Here is a 20,327-nt window from a genome sequence, read left to right on the forward strand (position 1 = left end):
AATCTCCGCCATGGACACGACCGCCACTGACATCGACGTCCTCCGGGTCTTCTGCGCGGGCGACGGCAGGTACGGCAACGCCCTCGGAGTCGTACGGGACACCCGTACCCACCCCGACGAGGCCTCCCGGCAGGCGCTCGCCAAGGAGCTCGGTTTCAGCGAGACGGTGTTCGTGGACGACCCGGAGCGCGGGATCGTCGACATCTACACCCCCGGCGTGCGGCTGCCGTTCGCCGGACACCCGCTGGTCGGCGCCGCCTGGCTGCTCGACCTGGAGGTCGTCCGGCCGCCCGCGGGCGAGGTGTGGGTGCGCGGCGACGGGGAGTTCACCTGGATCGAGGCGCGCGCGGAGTGGGCGCCGCCCCGGACCCTGCGTCAGTACGCCTCCGCCGCCGAGGTGGAGGCGCTCGACGTGCCCCCGCCGGGGGACTGGACGTACGCCTGGGCCTGGGAGGAGGAGGCCGCGGGCCGGATCAGGGCGCGGGCCTTCCCGGGGCGTGGTGACGGCATCGACGAGGACGAGGCGACCGGCGCGGCGGCGCTGCTGCTCACGGCGGAGCTGGGACGGGCCCTGAACATCACGCAGGGCCGGGGGTCGCAGCTGCTGACCGCCCCCGGCCCTGACGGCATCGTGGAACTCGGCGGACGGGTCCGCCTGGAGGGGCCGCTCACGCGTTGAGCGTGGGAGCGGTCCCGTGCGGGGCCCGAGGGCCTCGCGGGCTCACGCGCTGAGGGAGAACTCCCCGCCCAGCTGGTGGAAGACCGCGCTGTTGAAGGCGAACGCGCGCTTGCACTCGTCGACGATCCGCTGCTTCTCCAGGTCGTCGGCGTTCACCCCGTCGAGCAGCTCCCGGTAGGCCCGCTTGAACGCGGCCGGGTTCGTGATCTCGTCGAACACGTAGAACCGGACGCCGTCGCCCTTGCGCGCGAAGCCCCAGGTGCGCTCCGCCTTGTCGCGGATGATCTGGCCGCCCGACAGGTCCCCCAGGTAGCGGGTGTAGTGGTGGGCCACGTACCCGGCGGGCCAGTCACGGGCGCACTCGGCGACCCGTTCGGCGTAGGCGACGGTGGCGGGCAGCGGGGAGACCCCGGCGCGCCAGTCGGGGCCCCGCAGGTGGGCGAGGTCCTGCTCCAGGGCGGCGGTGCGGAAGAGCTCGGTCTGTATGAACGGCCCGGCGACCGGGTCGTCGCGCAGGGTCTCCGCGCCCGCTTCCAGGGCCTGGTACACGAACCAGAGCTGCTCGGTGTAGCGCGCGTAGGCGTCGACGCCCAGGCGCCCGCCCAGGAGGTCGCCCATGAAGGACGACGTCTCCGCTTCCGTGTGCTGCTCGTGCGAAGCCGTACGGATGAGCGTGGAGAAGGGCGTGTCCAAGGCGTGCCTCCGGGCCGATGGGACGGGAACCAGTGACGATCCTGCCAAGTTAGGCTTACCTAAGTCAACTGCTTCCCGACATCCTGTCGGTAAAACGCTACCCCTTCGCGAGCGCGGAGCAACGTACGGAGGGGGAGTACATGCGAATCGGCGTGAATTTACCGGGATTCACGCCGATTCATGGGGATGTGCGCCGGGTCAGGGCAGGGTGAGGATCTCCGCCCCGGTCTCGGTCACGACGAGGGTGTGCTCGAACTGCGCGGTCCGCTTCCGGTCCTTGGTCACCACGGTCCAGCCGTCGTCCCACATGTCGTAGTCGTGGGTGCCGAGGGTCAGCATCGGCTCGATCGTGAAGGTCATGCCGGTCTTGATCTCGGTGGTGTGGTGGGGCGAGTCGTAGTGCGGGACGATCAGCCCGGAGTGGAAGGACGAGTTGATGCCGTGCCCGGTGAAGTCGCGGACGACTCCGTAGCCGAAGCGCTTGGCGTACGACTCGATGACCCGCCCGATGATGTTGATCTGGCGGCCCGGTCGCACCGCCATGATCGCGCGGTTCAGGGACTCCCGGGTCCGCTCCACGAGCAGCCGCGACTCCTCGTCGACGTCACCGCAGAGATAGGTGGCGTTGTTGTCGCCGTGGACGCCGTTGATGTACGCCGTCACGTCGAGGTTCACGATGTCGCCGTCCCGCAGGACGGTCGAGTCCGGGATGCCGTGACAGATGACCTCGTTGACCGAGGCGCACAGCGACTTCGGGAACCCGCGGTAGCCGAGGGTCGAGGGGTAGGCGCCGTGGTCGCACATGAACTCGTGCGCGACCCGGTCGAGCTCGTCGGTGGTGACACCCGGGGCGATGTGCTTGGCGGCCTCCTCCATCGCCTGGGCGGCGACGCGGCCGGCGATCCGCATCCGTTCGACGGTGTCGGAATCCTGCACCTCGGGCCCGGTGTACGGGGCCGGGGCGGGCTTCCCGACGTACTCGGGGCGGCGGATGGAGCCCGGGACGGAGCGATGGGGGGAGAGCTCCCCCGGTACGAGAAGCGACTGGCCAGACATGCCAGCGAGTCTAACGACCGGGTCTTGGGGCAGCATGGTCCCAAGGGAAGGAGCCGACGACGATGGCCCTGTTCAAGAAGCGCGCCGCGGGCAAACCGGGCGAGTGGTACTACTGCCTGGAGCACAAGAAGGTCGAGGAGGGCCCCGATTGCCCGGCGAAGAACCGCTTCGGCCCGTACGCCACCCGTGAGGAGGCCTCCCACGCCATGGAGACCGCCCGCGAGCGGAACCTGGAGTGGGAGACCGACCCGCGCTGGCACGACGGCGCGAAGGACGGGACGCCGGACGCCGGGAAGGACGGCACGCCCGGGTAGCACCCCGTGACATCGCGGCGGGGGCCGCCGGGGCCGCTCAGACGGTCCCGGCCGCCTCCGGCCGCGCCGCCTCCCGCTGGGCCGCCTCCTGCTGGGCCTTGCGGCGGAGCGAGTCCTCGTCGGTCTCGGAGTCGTACCTCAGGAGCTTCGGCAGGGCGAGGCAGAGCAGCCCCACCGAGGCGACGCAGGCCACGCCACCCGTCCAGACCGCGGACCGGGTGCCGGTCCAGCCCGCCATCGCGCCCGCCCTGACCTGCCCGAGCTGCGGGCCGACGCTGTAGGAGAGCACCTCGATGCCGGCGAGACGGCCGCGCAGCTCCTCCGGGATCGTCTGGTTCCAGATGGTCGAGCGGCCCAGCCCGCTCAGCATGTCCCCGGCCCCGGCGAAGGCCAGGCAGAGCAGGACGAGCCAGATGTTCCCGAACCAGCCGGCGGCCGCGATGGCCAGGCCCCAGCCGGTGGCGCCCGCGGCCACGAGCAGCCCGTGGCGCCGCACCTTCGCGGTCCAGCCGCTGGTCAGACCGAGGACCAGCGAGCCGACCGAGCCCGCCGCGTACATCAGACCGAGCGACCAGTCCGCGTCCAGCTCGTCCGCGAGGAACGGGAAGATCGTGTTCGGGAAGGCGAAGAACATCGCCGCGAGGTCGATCGCGTACGTGCCGAGCAGCACCGGCCGCGACCAGGCGTACCGGGCTCCCTCCGCGATGCCCCGCAGCGAGGGCTTCTCCGCGTCGTGGGCGGGCGGGGCGGGGGAGAGGCGGCGGCACATCAGGACCGAGGCCGCGAATCCGGCGATCGTCACGCCGTACGCGGGCGCGTGACCGGCGAACGCGACGACCAGGCCGGCGATCGACGGGCCCGCGATCGCGCCGATCTGCCAGCGCAGCGAGTTCAGCGCGGCCGCCGCCGTCTGGTGCTCGTGGGGCACGATCCGGGCGAACAGCGAGTCGAGCGCGGGACGCTGGAGGCCGGCGAGCGCCGACACCCCGGCCGCGACCACGTAGAGCGGCCAGAGCATCGGCTCCGGCAGCAGCGCGTTGACCAGCAGGAGACCCGCGAGCAGCCCGAGGCCCGCCTCGGTCCAGAGGATCACCCGCCGCCGGTCGACCGCGTCGGCGAGCGCCCCGCCGTACAGGCCGAACACGATCAGCGGGACCAGCTCGACCGCGCCCATCGCGCCGACCGCGAGCGGCGAACCCGTCAGCTCCTTGATCTGCAGCGGCAGGGCGATCATCGCCATGGCGCTGCTGAAGAACGTCACGAGCCCCTGGACCCAGAGGAGCCGGAAGTCGCGGGACTCGCGCCAGGGCGCGGTATCGGGCAGCAGGGCGGAGAGCTTGGAGAGCGCGGAGGACACGAAGGGTCATGTTCCGGCCAAAGGGTGCCGAAGGCAACCTCATTACCCGTCAGCGACGCCGATCCTCCGCGACCCCGGCGGCCACCCGTGGCTCCGAGGGCGCCTCCGGCCCCGGAGCGCCTACCAGCGGGCCGGCGGCGGGGCCGTCAGCCGGTCCGCGAGGCCCAGGAGCCGATCGCGGAAGCGCCGGTTCCCGCGCGGCGACGGCAGGCTGTTCTCGCCCGCCGCCGCGCTCACCAGATGCTGCACCGTGTCCAGGTCCACCTCGGCCCCCTCCGCCACCGTGAGCGCCTCGTGCGCGAGGCCCCGGACCTCCTCGTCGCCCCCGTCGAGCGAGAGCACCGTCGCCCCCGCCCGCCGCGCGTCGTGCACCCGCTGCAGCAGCCCCGCGTCCGGCCGCTCCGGCGCCACCATCAGCAGCGTCGCCCCGCGCCCCGCCGCCGCCAGCCGCCCCAGACCGACCGCCAGGTGCGCCGGATCCCCCGGCCGCACCCGGTGCCGCACCAGCGTCGGCGCCAGCTCCGGCAGCCCCGACCAGGCCGACTCGTCGACCAGGTGCGCCGCCAGGTGCCAGGGCTCGTACTCCTCCGTGCCGACCAGGAGCAGCCCGCCCCGGTGCGGGACGACCGAGGACCGGAGCGCGCCCGCGAACCGGCGCGCCGCCCGCGGCCACTCCGTCCCGGCGAGCACTTCCCGCAGCAGCGCGACCCGTACGGCATCCATGGGCCCGCATCCTGCACCAGAGCGGACCCGCGCGCGGCCGGTTGCCGAGGATCCACCCGTACGGGAGCGCTTCCGGCACCCCGACCGGTCGGTAATGTCGGGTCCATGACTTCCTCCAGCGACTCCACCGCTCCCTCCGCGCCCAAGGCGGCCCCCAAGGACCCCTGGGACCTCCCCGACGTCTCCGGTCTCGTCGTCGGCGTCCTCGGCGGCACCGGCGACCAGGGCCGCGGCCTCGCCTACCGGCTCGCCAAGGCCGGCCAGAAGGTGATCCTCGGCTCCCGCGCCGCCGACCGCGCCCAGGAGGCCGCCGAGGAGATCGGCCACGGCGTCGAGGGCGCCGACAACGCCGAGTGCGCCCGGCGCAGCGACATCGTGATCGTCGCCGTGCCGTGGGACGGCCACGCCAAGACCCTGGAGTCGCTGCGCGAGGAACTCGCGGGCAAGCTCGTCGTGGACTGCGTCAACCCGCTCGGCTTCGACAAGAAGGGCGCCTACGCCCTCAAGCCCGAGGAGGGCTCCGCCGCCGAGCAGGCCGCCGCGCTCCTCCCGGACTCGCGTGTCGCCGCCGCCTTCCACCACCTCTCCGCCGTCCTCCTCCAGGACACCTCCCTGGAGGAGATCGACACGGACGTGATGGTCCTCGGCGAGGACCGCGCCGACGTCGAACTCGTCCAGGCCCTCGCCGGACGCATCCCCGGCATGCGCGGCGTCTTCGCCGGCCGGCTGCGCAACGCCCACCAGGTCGAGTCGCTCGTCGCCAACCTGATCTCGGTCAACCGCCGCTACAAGGCCCACGCCGGGCTGCGCGTCACCGACATCTGAGTCCGGCCCCCGAGCCGGAGACCGGACGCTTCCGGGCATGGGGGACACTGGACGGGCACAGCAGCCGTACCCGGACAGGAGCCGACCCCCATGCCCCGCCTCGCCCTCTACGCCCTCGTGGTCTGCGCCCTGGCCGTGACCGCGGCCGTCGTCTCCTTCGTCGAGGGCAGCTTCCTCGGCGTCGTCTGGGTCCTGCTCGCCGGCCTCTCCTCCAACATGGCCTGGTACTACATCCGCCGCGCCAAGGTCGAGAAGGCCGCCGCGGAGGGCTGAGGCCCCGGGTCCCGCCTTCGGACCAGGACCTAGACCTGGCAGAACTCCGGCGTCTCCTGCCAGAAGCGGAAGAGCTGCGAGCCGCAGTAGCGGGTGAGCTCCGGCACCCCGAGCGAGCGCATCAGCGCGTCGATCGCGTCGAAGAAGGCCTCGTTGACCGCCGGCACGAACAGCAGCGCGATCACGACGAAGAAGCCGTACGGCGCGTACGGCTCGATCTGCCGCTTCACCCTGTACGAAAGCCAGGGTTCGACGACCCCGTACCCGTCGAGCCCCGGCACCGGGAGGAGGTTCAGGAGCGCCGCCGTCACCTGGAGGAACGCCAGGAACGCCAGCGCGAACTGGAACGCGGGCGGTACGCCGTCCAGCGCGTCCAGCCAGAACGGGGCCGTGCAGACCAGCGCGAACAGGACGTTCGCCAGCGGGCCCGCCGCCGAGATCATGCTGTGCTTCCAGCGGCCCTTGATCCGGCCCTGCTCGATGAAGACCGCGCCGCCCGGCAGACCGATCCCGCCCATGATCACGAACAGCACCGGAAGCACGATGCTGAGGACGGCGTGGGTGTACGCGAGCGGGTTCAGGGTCAGATAGCCCTTCGCGCCCACCGTGATGTCCCCGCCGTGCAGGGCCGTGCGGGCGTGCGCGTACTCGTGGAGACAGAGCGACACCACCCACGCCGAGGTCACGAAGAGGAAGACCGCGAGGCCGGGCGAGGAGGCGAAGTCCGTCCACACCGCCCAGCCGGTGACGGCCATGACGGCGAGGATCGCCAGGAAGACGGGGCTGATCCGCCGTTCGTGGCGCCGGGTGGTGGCCGTGGTCATCGCGGAAGCTCCCAGGGGACGGCTGAGCAGAACGGGCCTGTCGTGCGGGAAACGTACCGGGAGACGGGGCGAGTTCCGGAGGCGGGGACCCTCTCACGGAGAATGGGCCCGTGCTCTACTCCGTCCTCGGCCCGACCCTCGCCCGCACGCCCGACGGCACCGACGTGGCCGTCGGCGGCCCCCGGGTCCGCGCACTGCTCACCGTCCTCGCCCTGCGGGCGGGCCGGACCGTGCCCGTACCGGACCTCGTCGACGAGGTCTGGCACGGCGACGAGCCGCCCGCCGACGCGGTCGCCGCGCTGCAGGCACTCGTCGGACGCCTCCGCAAGGCCCTCGGCCGGGACCGGGTGATCTCCGCCGAGGGCGGCTACCGGCTCGACGCCCGGCCCGAGGACGTGGACGCCCGCCGCTTCGAACGCCTCGCCTTCGAGGGCGTGGCCGCGCTCGGCGCCGGCGACCCGGCCAAGGCCGCCGCCCTCCTCGACCGCGCCCTCGGGCTCTGGCGCGGCCCCGCCCTCGCCGACCTGCCCGACCGGGACGCGGAGGCCGCCCGCTGGGAGGCCCGCCGTCTCGACGCCCGCCGGGCCAGGCTCGGCGCGGCCCTCGGGCTCGGCGACGCGCCCGAGGCCCTCCCCGAACTGACCGCGCTGTGCGCCGCCCACCCCCTGGACGAACCCCTCCAGGCCCTCCGTATCCGGGCCCTGCGGGACACCGGCCGGGCGGCCGAGGCCCTCGCCGTCTACGAGTCGGTCCGCCGGGCCCTCGCCAACCGGCTCGGCACGGACCCGTCACCGGCCCTGCGGGCCCTGCACGCCGAGCTGCTGACCCAGGGGACGGGCGACGGGGAAACGAGGCCCGGACGGCGGCGGAAGCCGGAGCCCGAGCCGCACCGGGCGCCGGCCGCCCGCGGCAATCTGCGCGCGCGGCTCACCAGTTTCGTCGGCCGCGACGAGGAGATCGCCGCCCTCCAGGAGGACCTGGGGGCCGCCCGGCTCGTCACCCTGCTCGGGCCCGGCGGCGCCGGGAAGACCCGCCTCTCGCAGGAGGCCGCCGAGCACGGGGAGAAGGCCTGGCCGGACGGGGTCTGGGTCGCCGAGCTCGCCCCCGTCACCGACCCGGAGGCCGTCCCCGAGGCCGTGCTCGCGGCCGTCGGCGCCCGCGAGACCGTGCTGCGCGGCGCGGGAGCCGAGGAGCTGCGGGCCGGGAACGACCCGCTCGCCCGGCTCGTCGAGCACTGCGCCGGACGCCGGATGCTGCTGCTCCTCGACAACTGCGAGCACGTCGTGGCGGCCGCCGCCGACCTGGCCGAGACCCTGCTCGCCCGCTGCCCCGGACTCCGGGTCCTCGCGACGAGCCGGGAGCCGCTGGGGGTGCCGGGCGAGGTGGTGCGGCCGCTGGGCCCGTTGCCGACGGACATGGCGCTGCGGCTGCTCGGGGAGCGGGGCGCGGCGGCGCGGCCGGGGTTCGCGGTGGACGAGGACCCGGAGGCGGCGGCGGAGGTGTGCCGGCGGCTCGACGGGTTGCCGTTGGCGATCGAGCTGGCGGCGGCGCGGCTCCGGCTGCTGTCGGTGCGGCAGATCGCGGACCGTCTGGACGACCGGTTCCGGCTGCTTACGTCGGGGGCGCGGACGGTGCTGCCGCGCCAGCAGACGCTGCGGGCGGTGGTGGACTGGTCGTGGGACCTGCTCGACGGGGCGGAGCGGGCGGTGCTGCGGCGGCTCGCGGTCTTCACGGGCGGCTGCGATCTGTCGGCGGCGGAGGCGGTCTGCGCGGATCCGGCGGCGGGGGATGGACGCGCCGATCCGGCGGCGGGGGATGGACGCGCCGATCCGGCGGCGGGGGAGGTGCGCGCCGATCCGGCGGTGGCGGGGGTGGTGTGCGGGGGCGGTGCGGCCGGTGGCGTCGTGGACGTCCTGGACGTGCTGGGCGCCCTTGTCGACAAGTCGCTGGTGGTGGCCGGTCCCGGCCGGGACGGCGAGGGGATGCGGTTCCGGCTTCTGGAGACGGTCGCGGAGTACGCGGGGGAGCGGCTCGACGAGGCCGGGGAGCGGGCGGCGGTCGAGCGCCGCCATCTCACGTACTACCGGGAGCTGGCCCGCCGTACCGATCCCGAGCTGCGCGGAGCCGGTCAGGTCGCCGCCATCGCCCGCTTCGGCGCCGAGTACGGCAACCTCCGCACCGCCCTGCGCCGGGCCGTCGACGGCCACGACGAGGACGAGGCGCTCGTCCTCGTCCACTCCCTGCTCTGGTACTGGCAGATGCGTGACCTGCGCTCCGACGCGCTGCACTGGGCCCGGGCCGCCGCCGCCCTCGGACCCGACCCGTTCGCGCCGCCCGCCGCCCCCGTCGTACCCCTGGACGAGCCGTGCACGGCCGAGCCGCCGCCGCTCTCCGAGGAGCAGCGCTGGGAGGCCCGGCGCGGGGTGCGGCTCGTCGAGCTGATCAACATGGACCACGAGACCGGGCGCTGGACCAGCCCCGAGGGCGTGGAGCGGCTCCGCGAGATGACCGCCGTCTACGAACCGGGGCTGCCCCAGGCCGCCCGGCTGCCCGGCTCCCTCGCCGTCTTCGCGGTCCTCCTCATCGGCGAGGCCGGCCGGCTGCGCGAACTGCTCGACGCGACCATCGACGCCTGCCGCCGCTACGGCTACGACTGGGAGCTCGCCAACGGCCTCCAGATGCGGGCCAACATGTTCGCCAACCGGGGGGACCAGGCCGTCGAGGCGATCGCCGACGCCGACGAGAGCCTGGAGCTCTTCGTCCGGCTCGGTGACGCCTGGGGCGCCGCGGAGGCGCTCTCCTCCCGCGCGGAGGCCCACGAGCGGCGGCTGGGGTTCGAGGCCGCGGCCGAGGACTTCGCCGCCGCCATCGGCTACGCGGAACGGATCGGTGCCCAGTCGCAGATGGCGCTGTTGCGGGCCCGGTACGCCGGGACGCTCGTCGAGACCGGGCGGCTCGACGAGGGGGAGGCGATCCTGCGCGAGATCGTGGCCGGCGGCCACGGCTGGGGCCACGAACCCCTGCTCGGCGCCCGCATCTTCCTCGCCCTGGCGCTCGGCCGCAGCGGCCGCACCGCCGAGGCGCGCGAGCACCTGCACGCGCTGCGGGGGGAGTTCGGCTCCGAGACCCTCTCCCTCTTCGAGGGCTTCACGCTCGGCAGCCTGGGCTGGCTGGACGACCTCGACGGGCGGTACGGCTCCGCGCTCGCCCTCGCCACGGAGGCGTACGAGCGCTCCCTCGGGTCGCTGTCGATGATGGTGGCCCCGCAGATGCCCGGGGTCCATCTGGTCACCGCCGCCTGGGCGCTGGCCGGGCTCGGCGGTCCGCAGGCGCGGACCGGGGCGGTGCTGCTCGGAGCCAGGGACGGTCTGGTGCCGCCGGGCCACCTCGCGCCGCCGATGGAGCGGGAGAACCTGGAGCGGGCCACGGAACTGGCCCGGTCCGTGCTCGGCGGGGAGGCGTTCGCGGCGGCACACGCGGAAGGCGACGGCCTCTCCTTGGAAGAGGCCGCCGCCCTGCTCGGTCGCGCCGCCGACGCGATCAGTGAGCGCGCCGAGTCCTGAACCCCCGTGTTCCCCCGTACCGGACTCAGGTCTTCTTGCGGAACTTGGTCACCGCGAGCGGCGCCGTGATCACCGTGATCGCGAGCGCCCAGCCGAGGGTCATCCAGACCGAGTGGGCGACCGGGCCGCCGTTGATCAGGTTCCGGGCGGCGTCGGCGAGGTTCGACAGCGGGTTGTAGTCGGTGAAGGCCTTCAGCCAGCCGGGCATCGAGGTCGGCGGCGCGAAGATCGAGGAGCCGAACTGCAGCGGCATCAGGACCAGCATCGCCATGCCCTGGACGGCCTGGGCGGTCTTCAGTGTGAGGCCGAGCAGGATGAAGATCCACATCAGCGACGCTCCGAAGACCATCGACAGGCCGATCGCGGCGAGCAGGTGGAGGAACGAGGTGTGGATCTCCAGGCCGAGCAGGAAGCCCATGCCGAGCAGGATCGAGGTGGCGATCAGCATCCGGCCGACCTCGACGACGATCTTCGCGATCAGGACGGAGGACCGGGCGATCGGCATCGTCCGGAACCGGTCCATGACCCCCTTCTTGAAGTCGTCGTTGATGCCCACACCGACGGCCATCGCGATGTTCATGCCCATCATCGCCATCAGGCCCGGGGTCACGTAGTTGACGTAGACCTCGTTGTTGCCCTTGCCGGCGATGGCGCCGCCGAAGACGTACACGAAGAGCAGGATGAAGATGATCGGCATCAGGACGGCGTCGAACATCGACTCCGGGTCCTGCTTGATCTGCAGCGCGTTGCGCCGGGCCAGGGCCCCGATGTGGCGCAGGTTGGCCCGCAGGCCGATCCGGCCCTCGGCGGTGGGCGCCGGCCGCGCCGGAGCCGTACGCGGAGCTCCGACGGGGGACTTGGTGACCGTGGTCGTGCTCACGCGGCGACCTCCTCGTTGATCTCGTCGGAATCGGCGGTCTTCTCGCCGGTGATCGCCAGGAACACCTCGTCCAGGCTGGGCAGGTGGGTGCCGATGTGGGCGATGCCGAAACCGCGCGCGCCGAACAGCGCCACGACGGCGGTCAGCTGCTGGTCGGTGAGAATCGGCACGTACAGCGCGCCCTCGTCGGGCACCACGGTCGAGCCGGCGACGCCGTCCAGGCCGGTCTCGCGGAGCGCGGCGGCCATCGCCGTCAGCTGGTCCGGGTCGACCGGGCGGACCTTGAGGGTCCGGCCGCCGACCTTGGCCTTGAGCTCGTCGACCCCGCCCTTGGCGATGACCTTGCCCCGGTCGATGACGGTCAGCTCGCTGGCGAGCTGCTCCGCCTCCTCCATGTACTGGGTGGTGAGGAGGACGGTGACGCCCTCGGAGACCATCCGCTGGACCTCGTCCCACACCTCGTTGCGGGTGCGCGGGTCGAGACCGGTGGTCGGCTCGTCCAGGTAGAGGACGGCCGGCTGCCCGATCATCGAGGCGGCGAGGTCGAGGCGGCGCCGCATGCCGCCGGAGTAGTTCATCGCGGGCCGCTTGGCGGCCTCGGTGAGGGAGAAGCGCTCCAGCATCTCGTCGGCGCGGCGGCGGGCGTCGCCACGGGAGAGGTCGAGCAGCCGCCCGATCATGTAGAGGTTCTCCCAGCCGGAGAGCTTCTCGTCGACCGAGGCGTACTGCCCGGTCAGCCCTATGGTGCGGCGCAGCTGGCGGGGGTGCCTCACCACGTCGTACCCGGCGACGACGGCGGTGCCGGCGTCCGGGACGAGGAGGGTGGAGAGGCAGCGGACGAGGGTGGTCTTCCCGGCGCCGTTCGGGCCGAGCACGCCGAGGACGGTGCCCTCCCGCACGTCCAGGTCGACCCCGTCGAGGGCCTTGGTGTCGCCGAAGTGCTTCACGAGGCCCCGGACCTCGACGGCGTTGGTGTGTGATCGCGTCATGGCCCCTACTAGACCAGGCACCACCGACAATCCCCCGACAGATGACCGACAGCCCGCCGATGGGGGATGTCGGCGGGCTGTCGGGTGGTGCCGCGGTGGCTGGTGGGAGACGCGCTCCGGGCGCCGCTGTGGCTAGTGGAAGGTGTGCTCCTCGGCGGGGAACGCCCCGCCGCCGACGTCCTCGGCGAAGGCGCGCGCGGCGTCGCCGAGCGTCTCGCGGAGGTTGGCGTACTGCTTGGTGAAGCGCGGGACCTTGCCGCCGGTCAGCCCGGCCATGTCGGTCCAGACGAGGACCTGGGCGTCGGTGTCGGCGCCCGCGCCGATCCCGATGGTCGGGATGTGCAGCGAGCGGGTCACCTCGGCGGCCAGTTCGGCCGGTACGAGTTCCAGGACGACCGCGAACGCGCCCGCGTCCTGCGCCGCCTTGGCGTCGCGGAGCAGCTTGTGCGCGGCCTCGTCGGAGCGGCCCTGCACCCGGTAGCCCATGGTGTTCACGGACTGCGGGGTGAGGCCCAGGTGGGACATGACGGGGATGCCCGCCTGGACGAGCAGCTCGGTCTGCGGCAGCGAGCGCTCGCCGCCCTCCAGCTTGATCGCCCCGACGCCCGCGTCCTTCACCAGCCGGGTGGCGTTGCGCAGGGCCTGGACGGGCCCCTCCTGGTACGAGCCGAAGGGGAGGTCGCCGACGACGAGGGCGCGCTTCGTGCCCCGGACGACGGCGGCGGAGAGCAGCGTCATCTCGTCCATCGTGACGGGCACGGTGGTGTCGTAGCCGAGGTGACAGTTGCCCATCGAGTCGCCGACGAGGATGACCGGGATGCCGGCCTCGTCGAAGACGTTGGCGGTCATCGCGTCGTAGGCGGTGAGCATGGGCCACTTCTCGCCGCGGGTCTTGGCGGCGGCGATGTCGTGGACGGTGATGCGGCGCGTTCCCTTGCCGCCGTACAGCGCCTTGCTGCTGTCGGCGGACGGGTTGCGGGCAGCCTGAAGCGTCATGGTCAACGGCTCCTTGTGTCATCTCGAGGCGCCCTGACGGCGTCCCCGGACCACATCCATGGTGGCACCTCGCCGGGCGGGCGGGGAAGTGGGCCGGAGTGGCGCTGTTCACACCGGCGCGGCGGTTGGCGCGTTCCCGCGCCCGCGACGTGAAGGATCGGTCAGGTTTTTTCGATACGAGACGGGCCCGTATCGAAATTACTTTAGAGTGATGGGCATGTCCCAGCCGTCCTCCCCGCCCGCCGCACCCCCCGGCCCCCGCATACCCGAGGCCGTCCACCGGCGACGCTGGGCCGTGCTCGGCGTCCTCATGCTCAGCCTGCTGATCGTGGTCCTCGACAACTCGATCCTCAACGTCGCCGTCAAGACGATCGCGTCCCCCGCCCCCATCGGCATCGGCGCCACCCAGAGCGAGCTGGAGTGGTCGATCAACTCCTACACGCTGGTCTTCGCCGGGCTCCTCTTCACCTCCGGCCTCCTCGGCGACCGTCTCGGCCGCAAGAGGGTGCTCCTCTCCGGCATCGTCGTCTTCGGCATCGGCTCCGCCCTCGCCGCCTTCTCCGGCTCCCCGGGCGAGCTCATCGCCCACCGGGCCGTCATGGGCCTCGGCGCGGCCTTCGTCATGCCCGCGACCCTCGCCGTCCTCATGAACGTCTTCGAACGCGACGAGCAGCCCAAGGCCATCGGCATCTGGGCCGGCGGCGTCGGCCTCGCCATCGCGATCGGCCCGATCACCGGCGGCATCCTGCTCGAACACTTCTGGTGGGGATCGATCTTCCTCGTCAACGTGCCGGTCGTGCTCCTCGCCCTCGCCCTGATGATGTGGCTCGTTCCCGACTCCCGGGACCCCGATCCGGGCCGCGTCGACATCCCGGGCGTCCTGCTCTCCGTCGTCGGCCTCGTCCTCCTCGTGTACGGGATCATCCGCGGCGGCGAGCTGGCCGACTTCACCGACCCCACCGTCCTCGCCCCGGCCCTCGGCGGCCTCGCGGTCCTCGTCCTCTTCGTCCTCCACGAGCGGCGCAGCGACCACCCGGCGATCGACATGACCTACTTCAAGCGGCCCGCGTTCTCCGCGGCCGTCGCCGCCATCGCCCTCGTCTTCTTCGCGCTCATGGGCGTGACCTTCTTCTCCGCCTTCTACCTGCAGAGCGTCCGCGGCTACAGCGCCCTGCAGTCCGGGCTGCTCATCCTGCCGCTGGCCGTCGCGCAGATGGTGTTCGCGCCCCGGGCGCGGCTCGTCGTCGAACGCTTCGGCGCCAGGGCCGTCTGCACCGCCGGCATGCTCCTCGTCGCCCTCGGCCTGGCCGCCTTCGCCTTCTTCGACGCCTCCACCCCGATCTGGGTCATGGAGGTCGTCTTCTTCCTCCAGGGCGCCGGAATGGCGCACATCATGCCGCCGGTCACGGTCGCGATCATGCAGGCGCTGCCCCGTGAGAAGGCGGGCTCCGGCTCGGCGGTCAACAACACCTTCAGGCAGGTCGGCGGCGCGCTCGGCGTGGCCGTCCTCGGCTCGGTGCTCTCCTCCGCCTACCGCGGGGAGATCGAGGGACACCTCGGCGCGGTGCCCGCCGCGCTGCGCGCCACGGCGGGCGAGTCCGTCGAGGCCACGCTCGCGGTCGCGGAGAGGCTCGGCCCGGCGGGCCGGGACCTGGTGGCCCCCGCGTACGACGCCTTCCTGAGCGCCATGCACCTCACGGCCGTCGCCTCGGCGGTCATCGCCCTGGTCGGGGCGGCCGTCGTCGCCGCCTTCCTGCCCGGCCGGACACCGGCCGGCCCCGCCCCAACACCCCCCGGCGGCGGCCCGGAGGGCGAGGCCGCGCGGACCTCGGCGCCCGCCTCCGGCGCGGAGGCGGGAGAATCGGCCCGACGCTAGTACCCGGACGAGAGGCGGAGCGCACGTGTCGGTGCAGGACGGCGGAACCCCGGAACCCCACGACGACCCGCCGCGGCCCGGGGCCCGGCGGGGGCGGCCGCGGAGCGAAGGGGTCGAGCAGGCCGTCTTCGACGCGGTCGTCGGCCTCCTCGACGAGGGCGTTCCGCTGGCCGAGCTGTCCATCGAGCGGATCGCCCGCACCGCCGGGGTCGGCAAGGCCACCATCTACCGCCGCTGGGCCGGCAAGGAGGAGCTCTTCGTCGACCTCCTGCGCTCGGTGGAGCCGCCGGACCCGGTCCTGCCCGGCACCTCGGCCCGGGCGGACCTCGTCGCGCTCCTGGAATCGCTGCGGCAACGTGGACTCGCCAAGCGGAGTTCCGCCCTGCTCCACAACGTGTTCGCGCAGATGCAGGCGTATCCCAGGCTGTGGGACGCCTACCACCACACCGTCATCGAGCCCCGCCGCCGCCTCGGCCTGGACGCGGTGCGGCGCGGGATGGAGCAGGGGGAGCTGCGCGACGACCTCGACGTCGAGTTCGTCAACGACCTCCTCACCGGCCCCCTGCTGCTGCGCACCGTCATCCGCCCCGGCGCGACCCTGGAGCCCGGTCTCGCCGAGCGGGTGGTCGACGCCGTCCTGGAGGGCCTGCGCCCCCGCACCTGACCCGCGCCCGGCGGCCGTCCGCACCGCACGCCGCCCGCACCGGGCCCGCACCCCGGCGGCCGCCCCGGAGCCGTACGCCGCCCGCCCGCACCCCGGCCGTCGCCCCGGAGCCGCCCGCACGCCCGCCCCGTACCCGGGCCGACCCGTACGAATGTGCGCGTTCTGTCACAGCGGGTCCCCCCACCGGAACCCGCCACGTGTGCCGTGTCGTCCCTGGGGGAGTACGGCGGACCCCTCATCGCCTAGTGTCGACGTCGGGTCACGGAGCAAGGCAGCAAGGCAGCAGTGAGGACAGTGCGATGGCGCGGGTGGACATGACGGAGACCGAGTACGACGGCCCGGAGGACGACCGCTCCGGGAACGACCGTTCCGGATCCCGTTTCGGGGCCGCCCTCGACCGGCTCCGCGGCGACCGCGGGATCTGGCGCCGGGGCATCATCCTCGCGCTGTGCGCGGTGGCCCTCACCCTGCTGATGGTCTTCCACTCCGACATCCCCAACCGGATCGGCAACCTGGGCAGCCTGACCGAGACCTTCCTGCCCTGGCTCGGCCTCTTCGTGCCGCTCCTGCTCGTCCTCGCCCTGGTCCGGCGCTCCGCCACCGCGCTGATCGCCCTGCTGGTGCCGGCCGTGGTGTGGCTGAACGTCTTCGGCGGGCTCATCGCCGACAAGTCGGCCGCGGGCGGCGACCTGACCATCGCCACCCACAACGTGAACGCCGACAACCCGGACCCCGCGGGCACGGCCCGCCAGCTCGCCGCGTCCGGCGCCGACGTCCTGGCCCTGGAGGAGCTGAAGGGCGACGTGGTCCCGGCGTACGAGGAGGGCCTGGCGGAGAAGTACCCGTACCACTCCGTCCAGGGCACGGTCGGGCTGTGGAGCAAGCTGCCCCTGCGCGCCGCGCAGCCCGTCGACATCCGGATGGGCTGGACCCGCGCGATGCGGGCCAACGTCGTCACGCCGAAGGGCGAGGTCGCCGTGTACGTCGCCCACCTGCCGTCCGTCCGGGTCAAGCTCAACGCCGGCTTCACCGCCAACCAGCGCGACATCAGCGCGAACGCCCTCGGCGAGGCCATCTCCGCCGACCGGCACGAGCGGGTCGTCCTCCTCGGCGACCTCAACGGCACCATGAACGACCGCGCGCTCAACGCCGTCACCTCGCAGCTCCGCTCCACCCAGGGCGCGGCCGGCGACGGCTTCGGCTTCAGCTGGCCGGCCTCGTTCCCGATGGCCCGGATCGACCAGATCATGGTCAAGGGCGTCGAGCCCATGTCGTCCTGGGCGCTCCCGGAGACGCGGAGCGACCACCTCCCGGTCGCGGCCCGCGTGCAGCTCTGACGGCGGGACCGGTCCGGCGCCCGATCCGGGGTGCCCGACCGGACCGGCGCGCCGGTGAAACCTCCCCTTCATCCCCCGGAAGCCGTCGGGAAGAAAACATCTGAGAGCCTTTGTTCCGTCGAAGAACTATCTTCTGGAAAGGCCCTCCCCATGCCCCTGGCGCTGCTCGCGCTCGCCGTCTCCGCCTTCGGCATCGGCACCACCGAATTCGTGATGATGGGCCTGCTCCCGCAGGTCGCCGACGACCTCGGCACCTCCGTCCCCACCGCCGGGTACCTCGTCTCGGCGTACGCGATCGGGGTCGTCGTCGGCGCCCCGCTGCTCACCGCCCTGGGCTCCCGCATCCCGCGCAAGCGGATGCTGCTTCTGCTCATGGCCCTCTTCACCGTCGGCAACCTCGCCTCCGCGCTCGCCCCCGGCTTCGGCTGGCTGATCGCCGGCCGGGTCCTCGCCGGGCTCCCGCACGGCGCCTTCTTCGGCCTCGGCGCAGTCGTCGCCGCCCGCCTCGTCCGCGAGGACCGGCAGGCCCGGGCGGTGGCCACGATGTTCCTCGGCCTCACCGTCGCCAACATCCTCGGCGTACCGGCCGCGACCCTGCTCGGCCAGCACCTCGGCTGGCGGGCCACCTTCCTCGTCGTCTCCGTGATCGGCCTGGTCGCCATGGCCGCGCTCGCCCGCCTCGTCCCGCGGGTCCCCGCGGGCGGGCGGCAGGGCATGGCCCACGAGGTGCGCGCGCTGCGCCGCCCGCAGGTGCTCCTCGGCCTGCTCACCGCGGTCTTCGGCTTCGCCGGCGTCTTCGCCGTCTACTCCTACCTCGCCTCGATGACGACCGAGGTGATGGGCTTCGGCGACTCCACCGTCACGATCGTCCTCGCCCTCTTCGGCCTCGGGATGACCGGCGGCGCGCTCGCCGCGGGCCCGCTGACCGACCGGGCGCTCCGGCCGACCCTGTACGGATCGCTCGCCGCCCTCGTCCTCGCCCTGGTGGCCTTCCGCTTCACCGTCCACGTGCCCTGGCTCGCCCTGGTCACGGTGGTGGTGCTCGGCGCGGTCGGCTTCATGACCACCACCCCGCTCCAGATGCTGGTCATGAGGAAGGCCAAGGACGCCCCCACGCTCGCCTCCGCCTCCAACCACTCCGCCTTCAACCTCGCCAACGCGGGCGGTGCCTGGGCGGGCGGCGCGGCGGTCGCCGCCGGCTGGGGGTGGACCTCGCCGGCCCTCGTCGGCGCCGGCCTCACGGCGGTCGGTCTGGCGATCGCGGCCGTGGCGGGTCTGCTCGACCGCGACGGAGGTACGGGGGAGGGGGCCTCCCGCGTGGTCGCGGGAAGCCCCCTCAAGGCGGAGGCGGCCGGACCGGCCGTCAGCCGGCCGGGGACTCCCGCCAGCGGTTCGTGATCGGCAGGCGCCGGTCCTTGCCGAAGCCCTTCGCCGAGATCTTGGTGCCCGGCGGGTACTGGCGCCGCTTGTACTCCGCGGCGTCCACCATCCGCAGCGTCCGCGTGACCAGCTCCTCGTCGAACCCGGCGGCCACGATCGCGTCCCGTCCCCGGTCCTGGTCCACGTACAGGGCGAGGACCGCGTCGAGGACCTCGTAGTCCGGCAGCGAGTCGGTGTCGACCTGGCCGGGGCGCAGCTCGGCGCTGGGCGGCTTGGTGATCGAGCTCTCCGGGATCGGCGGGGTCTGCCCCCGCTCCTCGGCCGCCCGGTTCCGCCAGCGCGCGAGACGGAACACGGTCGACTTGTACACGTCCTTGATGGGCCCGAAGGCGCCGACGGAGTCGCCGTACAGCGTCGAGTACCCGACCGCCAGCTCGGACTTGTTGCCCGGCGCGAGGACGAGGTGGCCCTCCTGGTTGGAGAGCGCCATGAGCGTGGTGCCGCGCAGCCGCGACTGGAGGTTCTCCTCGGCGAGGCCGGTGAGGCCCAGGGAGCCCATGTACGCGTCGAACATCGGCTCGATCGACACCGTGCGGTAGTGCAGCCCGGTGCGGCGGGCCAGCTCGGCCGCGTCGCCGCGCGAGTGGTCGGAGGAGTACTTCGAGGGCATCGACACCCCGTAGACGTGGTCCGCGCCGAGCGCGTCGCAGGCGATGGCGGCGACGAGCGCCGAGTCGATGCCGCCGGAGAGACCGACGAGCACCGAGCGGAAACCGTTCTTCGCGACATACGCGCGGACCCCGATGACGAGCGCCGAGTACACCTCCTCGTCGTCGTCGAGCCGGTGCGCGTACCCACCCGTCAGCTCCGGCTCGTACGGCGGCAGCGGCTCCGCCGAGAGCACCACGCGGTCGATCCGCAGCCCGTCGTCGACGACGCCCTCGGGAGCGTCGGCCTCGGCCGCCGGCAGCTCCAGGTCGAGGAGCACGCTGCCCTCGACGAACTGAGGGGCGCGGGCGATCACCTCACCGGCCGCGTCCACCACGATCGAGTCCCCGTCGAAGACCAGCTCGTCCTGACCGCCCGTCATCGCCAGGTACGCGGTGACGCATCCCGCCTCCTGGGCCCGCTTGCGGACCAGGTCGAGCCGGGTGTCGTCCTTGTCCCGCTCGTAGGGCGAGGCGTTGACCGACAGGAGGAGCCCCGCCCGCGCGCTGCGCGCCGCCGGGACCCGGCCGCCCTCCTGCCACAGGTCCTCGCAGATCGCCAGGGCCACGTCGACCCCGTGGACCCGGACGACCGGCAGGGTGTCGCCCCGCACGAAGTAGCGGTACTCGTCGAAGACGCCGTAGTTGGGGAGGTGGTGCTTGGCGAAGCGCAGCACCACCTCGCCGCGGTACAGGACGGCGGCGGCGTTCTCGGGAGAACCGGCGGGGCGGCCGAGCCCGGGCTCCGGCCGCTCGGAACGGTCCAGATAGCCGACGACGACCGGCACCTCCCCGCAGCCCTCGTCCACGAGCCGGCGGGCGAGACCGCGCAGCGCGTCCCGGGACGCCTCGACGAAGGAGGAACGCAGGGCGAGGTCCTCGACGGGGTATCCGGTCAGCGCCATCTCGGGGAACGCGACGAGATGCGCGCCCTGTCCGGCGGCGTGCCGGGTCCAGTGCACGATCGCCTCGGCGTTCCCGGCGATGTCTCCGACGGTCGAGTCGATCTGATTCAGGGCGAGGCGTAGTTGAGGCACCCGCCCAGTGTAATCGTCAGACCGACGCTATGTCCTCGGATTCGGCTCCGAGTCGAGTCGGGGAGGTCGTACGGCGCCGGGCCGGGCGCCCGGCGCCGGGGCCGCCGACCCGGCACCGCCCGACGTGCGGGGCGGTCCCGCCCCGCTGATCATG

18 protein-coding genes are annotated in these 20,327 nt (G+C 73.2%); 9 read left to right on the forward strand and 9 right to left on the reverse strand.

Annotated features, from left to right (window positions below; genetic code table 11):
• Nucleotides 1–10: 10 nt before the first annotated feature.
• Complete coding sequence (locus ACRRSS_RS07495; protein WP_435970441.1) at nt 11–679, forward strand: PhzF family phenazine biosynthesis protein; 669 nt, start codon at nt 11–13, stop codon at nt 677–679.
• 42 nt (nt 680–721) lie between these two features.
• Here ACRRSS_RS07495 and ACRRSS_RS07500 read toward each other — a convergent pair whose 3' ends face one another.
• Both ACRRSS_RS07500 and map read right to left on the reverse strand, forming a co-directional pair.
• Nucleotides 722–1,372 carry a heme oxygenase (biliverdin-producing) gene (locus tag ACRRSS_RS07500; protein WP_435970442.1) on the reverse strand — a complete coding sequence of 217 codons (651 nt, stop codon included), beginning with the start codon at nt 1,370–1,372 and terminating at the stop codon, nt 722–724.
• Nucleotides 1,373–1,570: 198 nt separating this feature from the next.
• Complete coding sequence (gene map / locus ACRRSS_RS07505) at nt 1,571–2,428, reverse strand: type I methionyl aminopeptidase (RefSeq protein WP_435970443.1); 858 nt, start codon at nt 2,426–2,428, stop codon at nt 1,571–1,573.
• A 62-nt stretch (nt 2,429–2,490) separates the two neighbouring features.
• Between map and ACRRSS_RS07510 the strand changes: the two genes are divergently transcribed.
• Nucleotides 2,491–2,742, forward strand: a complete 252-nt coding sequence (locus tag ACRRSS_RS07510) for a hypothetical protein (RefSeq protein WP_435970444.1) — start codon at nt 2,491–2,493, stop codon at nt 2,740–2,742.
• 37 nt (nt 2,743–2,779) lie between these two features.
• Here the strand turns inward: ACRRSS_RS07510 and ACRRSS_RS07515 are convergent, their stop codons facing one another.
• Together ACRRSS_RS07515 and ACRRSS_RS07520 are read right to left on the reverse strand one after the other, a co-directional pair.
• Entirely contained in the window at nt 2,780–4,099 is a 1,320-nt protein-coding gene (locus ACRRSS_RS07515; protein WP_435970445.1) for an MFS transporter, read from the reverse strand.
• 120 nt (nt 4,100–4,219) lie between these two features.
• Nucleotides 4,220–4,822: a hypothetical protein gene (locus ACRRSS_RS07520; RefSeq protein WP_435970446.1), complete on the reverse strand. Its 603-nt coding sequence runs from the start codon at nt 4,820–4,822 to the stop codon at nt 4,220–4,222.
• Nucleotides 4,823–4,927: 105 nt separating this feature from the next.
• Here ACRRSS_RS07520 and npdG point away from each other — a divergent pair, with 105 nt between their 5' ends.
• Both npdG and ACRRSS_RS07530 read left to right on the forward strand, forming a co-directional pair.
• Complete coding sequence (gene npdG / locus ACRRSS_RS07525) at nt 4,928–5,647, forward strand: NADPH-dependent F420 reductase (RefSeq protein WP_435970447.1); 720 nt, start codon at nt 4,928–4,930, stop codon at nt 5,645–5,647.
• A 90-nt stretch (nt 5,648–5,737) separates the two neighbouring features.
• Nucleotides 5,738–5,920 (forward strand): hypothetical protein, encoded by a 183-nt coding sequence (locus tag ACRRSS_RS07530; RefSeq protein WP_435970448.1) that lies wholly within the window; start codon nt 5,738–5,740, stop codon nt 5,918–5,920.
• A gap of 29 nt (nt 5,921–5,949) precedes the next feature.
• On the opposite strand, the gene ACRRSS_RS07535 is transcribed toward ACRRSS_RS07530, so the two are convergent.
• Nucleotides 5,950–6,744 carry a site-2 protease family protein gene (locus ACRRSS_RS07535; RefSeq protein ID WP_435970449.1) on the reverse strand — a complete coding sequence of 265 codons (795 nt, stop codon included), beginning with the start codon at nt 6,742–6,744 and terminating at the stop codon, nt 5,950–5,952.
• Nucleotides 6,745–6,854: 110 nt separating this feature from the next.
• Here ACRRSS_RS07535 and ACRRSS_RS07540 point away from each other — a divergent pair, with 110 nt between their 5' ends.
• A complete protein-coding gene (locus tag ACRRSS_RS07540; RefSeq protein WP_435970450.1) occupies nt 6,855–10,307 on the forward strand; it encodes a BTAD domain-containing putative transcriptional regulator in 3,453 nt (1,150 codons plus the stop codon).
• Nucleotides 10,308–10,332: 25 nt separating this feature from the next.
• Here the strand turns inward: ACRRSS_RS07540 and ACRRSS_RS07545 are convergent, their stop codons facing one another.
• From ACRRSS_RS07545 to panB, 3 genes are all read right to left on the reverse strand, one after another.
• The gene (locus tag ACRRSS_RS07545) at nt 10,333–11,187 is read right to left on the reverse strand and encodes an ABC transporter permease (protein WP_435970451.1); all 855 of its coding nucleotides are present in this window, start codon (nt 11,185–11,187) and stop codon (nt 10,333–10,335) included.
• On the reverse strand, nt 11,184–12,176 hold the full coding sequence (locus ACRRSS_RS07550) for an ATP-binding cassette domain-containing protein (protein ID WP_435970452.1): 993 nt from the start codon (nt 12,174–12,176) through the stop codon (nt 11,184–11,186). The genes ACRRSS_RS07545 and ACRRSS_RS07550 overlap by 4 nt, the downstream gene beginning before the upstream one ends.
• Before the next feature lie 132 nt (nt 12,177–12,308).
• On the reverse strand, nt 12,309–13,172 hold the full coding sequence (gene panB, locus ACRRSS_RS07555) for a 3-methyl-2-oxobutanoate hydroxymethyltransferase (RefSeq protein WP_435970453.1): 864 nt from the start codon (nt 13,170–13,172) through the stop codon (nt 12,309–12,311).
• 217 nt (nt 13,173–13,389) lie between these two features.
• Between panB and ACRRSS_RS07560 the strand changes: the two genes are divergently transcribed.
• The 4 genes from ACRRSS_RS07560 to ACRRSS_RS07575 all read left to right on the forward strand — a co-directional run bounded on the left by ACRRSS_RS07560 (nt 13,390) and on the right by ACRRSS_RS07575 (nt 18,447).
• On the forward strand, nt 13,390–15,048 hold the full coding sequence (locus ACRRSS_RS07560) for an MFS transporter (RefSeq protein WP_435970454.1): 1,659 nt from the start codon (nt 13,390–13,392) through the stop codon (nt 15,046–15,048).
• 25 nt (nt 15,049–15,073) lie between these two features.
• The gene (locus tag ACRRSS_RS07565) at nt 15,074–15,712 is read left to right on the forward strand and encodes a TetR/AcrR family transcriptional regulator (protein ID WP_435970455.1); all 639 of its coding nucleotides are present in this window, start codon (nt 15,074–15,076) and stop codon (nt 15,710–15,712) included.
• A 314-nt stretch (nt 15,713–16,026) separates the two neighbouring features.
• The gene (locus ACRRSS_RS07570) at nt 16,027–17,049 is read left to right on the forward strand and encodes an endonuclease/exonuclease/phosphatase family protein (RefSeq protein WP_435975272.1); all 1,023 of its coding nucleotides are present in this window, start codon (nt 16,027–16,029) and stop codon (nt 17,047–17,049) included.
• A 150-nt stretch (nt 17,050–17,199) separates the two neighbouring features.
• The gene (locus tag ACRRSS_RS07575) at nt 17,200–18,447 is read left to right on the forward strand and encodes an MFS transporter (RefSeq protein WP_435970456.1); all 1,248 of its coding nucleotides are present in this window, start codon (nt 17,200–17,202) and stop codon (nt 18,445–18,447) included.
• On the opposite strand, the gene ACRRSS_RS07580 is transcribed toward ACRRSS_RS07575, so the two are convergent.
• The gene (locus ACRRSS_RS07580) at nt 18,413–20,173 is read right to left on the reverse strand and encodes an NAD+ synthase (protein ID WP_435970457.1); all 1,761 of its coding nucleotides are present in this window, start codon (nt 20,171–20,173) and stop codon (nt 18,413–18,415) included. The genes ACRRSS_RS07575 and ACRRSS_RS07580 overlap by 35 nt on opposite strands.
• Nucleotides 20,174–20,327: the final 154 nt, after the last annotated feature.

The sequence above is a fragment of the Streptomyces sp. Qhu_M48 genome (assembly GCF_051305195.1).
Taxonomy (GTDB): domain Bacteria; phylum Actinomycetota; class Actinomycetes; order Streptomycetales; family Streptomycetaceae; genus Streptomyces.

What these genes read in the sequence shown, in the direction of transcription:
- ACRRSS_RS07575 (WP_435970456.1), top strand. Translation starts at nt 17,200, where the DNA reads ATGCCCCTGGCGCTGCTCGCGCTCGCCGTCTCCGCCTTCGGCATCGGC.
- ACRRSS_RS07510 (WP_435970444.1), top strand. Translation starts at nt 2,491, where the DNA reads ATGGCCCTGTTCAAGAAGCGCGCCGCGGGCAAACCGGGCGAGTGGTAC.
- panB (WP_435970453.1), bottom strand. Translation starts at nt 13,172, where the DNA reads ATGACGCTTCAGGCTGCCCGCAACCCGTCCGCCGACAGCAGCAAGGCG.
- map (WP_435970443.1), bottom strand. Translation starts at nt 2,428, where the DNA reads ATGTCTGGCCAGTCGCTTCTCGTACCGGGGGAGCTCTCCCCCCATCGC.
- ACRRSS_RS07495 (WP_435970441.1), top strand. Translation starts at nt 11, where the DNA reads ATGGACACGACCGCCACTGACATCGACGTCCTCCGGGTCTTCTGCGCG.
- ACRRSS_RS07535 (WP_435970449.1), bottom strand. Translation starts at nt 6,744, where the DNA reads ATGACCACGGCCACCACCCGGCGCCACGAACGGCGGATCAGCCCCGTC.
- ACRRSS_RS07570 (WP_435975272.1), top strand. Translation starts at nt 16,027, where the DNA reads ATGACGGAGACCGAGTACGACGGCCCGGAGGACGACCGCTCCGGGAAC.
- ACRRSS_RS07550 (WP_435970452.1), bottom strand. Translation starts at nt 12,176, where the DNA reads ATGACGCGATCACACACCAACGCCGTCGAGGTCCGGGGCCTCGTGAAG.
- ACRRSS_RS07530 (WP_435970448.1), top strand. Translation starts at nt 5,738, where the DNA reads ATGCCCCGCCTCGCCCTCTACGCCCTCGTGGTCTGCGCCCTGGCCGTG.
- npdG (WP_435970447.1), top strand. Translation starts at nt 4,928, where the DNA reads ATGACTTCCTCCAGCGACTCCACCGCTCCCTCCGCGCCCAAGGCGGCC.
- ACRRSS_RS07520 (WP_435970446.1), bottom strand. Translation starts at nt 4,822, where the DNA reads ATGGATGCCGTACGGGTCGCGCTGCTGCGGGAAGTGCTCGCCGGGACG.
- ACRRSS_RS07560 (WP_435970454.1), top strand. Translation starts at nt 13,390, where the DNA reads ATGTCCCAGCCGTCCTCCCCGCCCGCCGCACCCCCCGGCCCCCGCATA.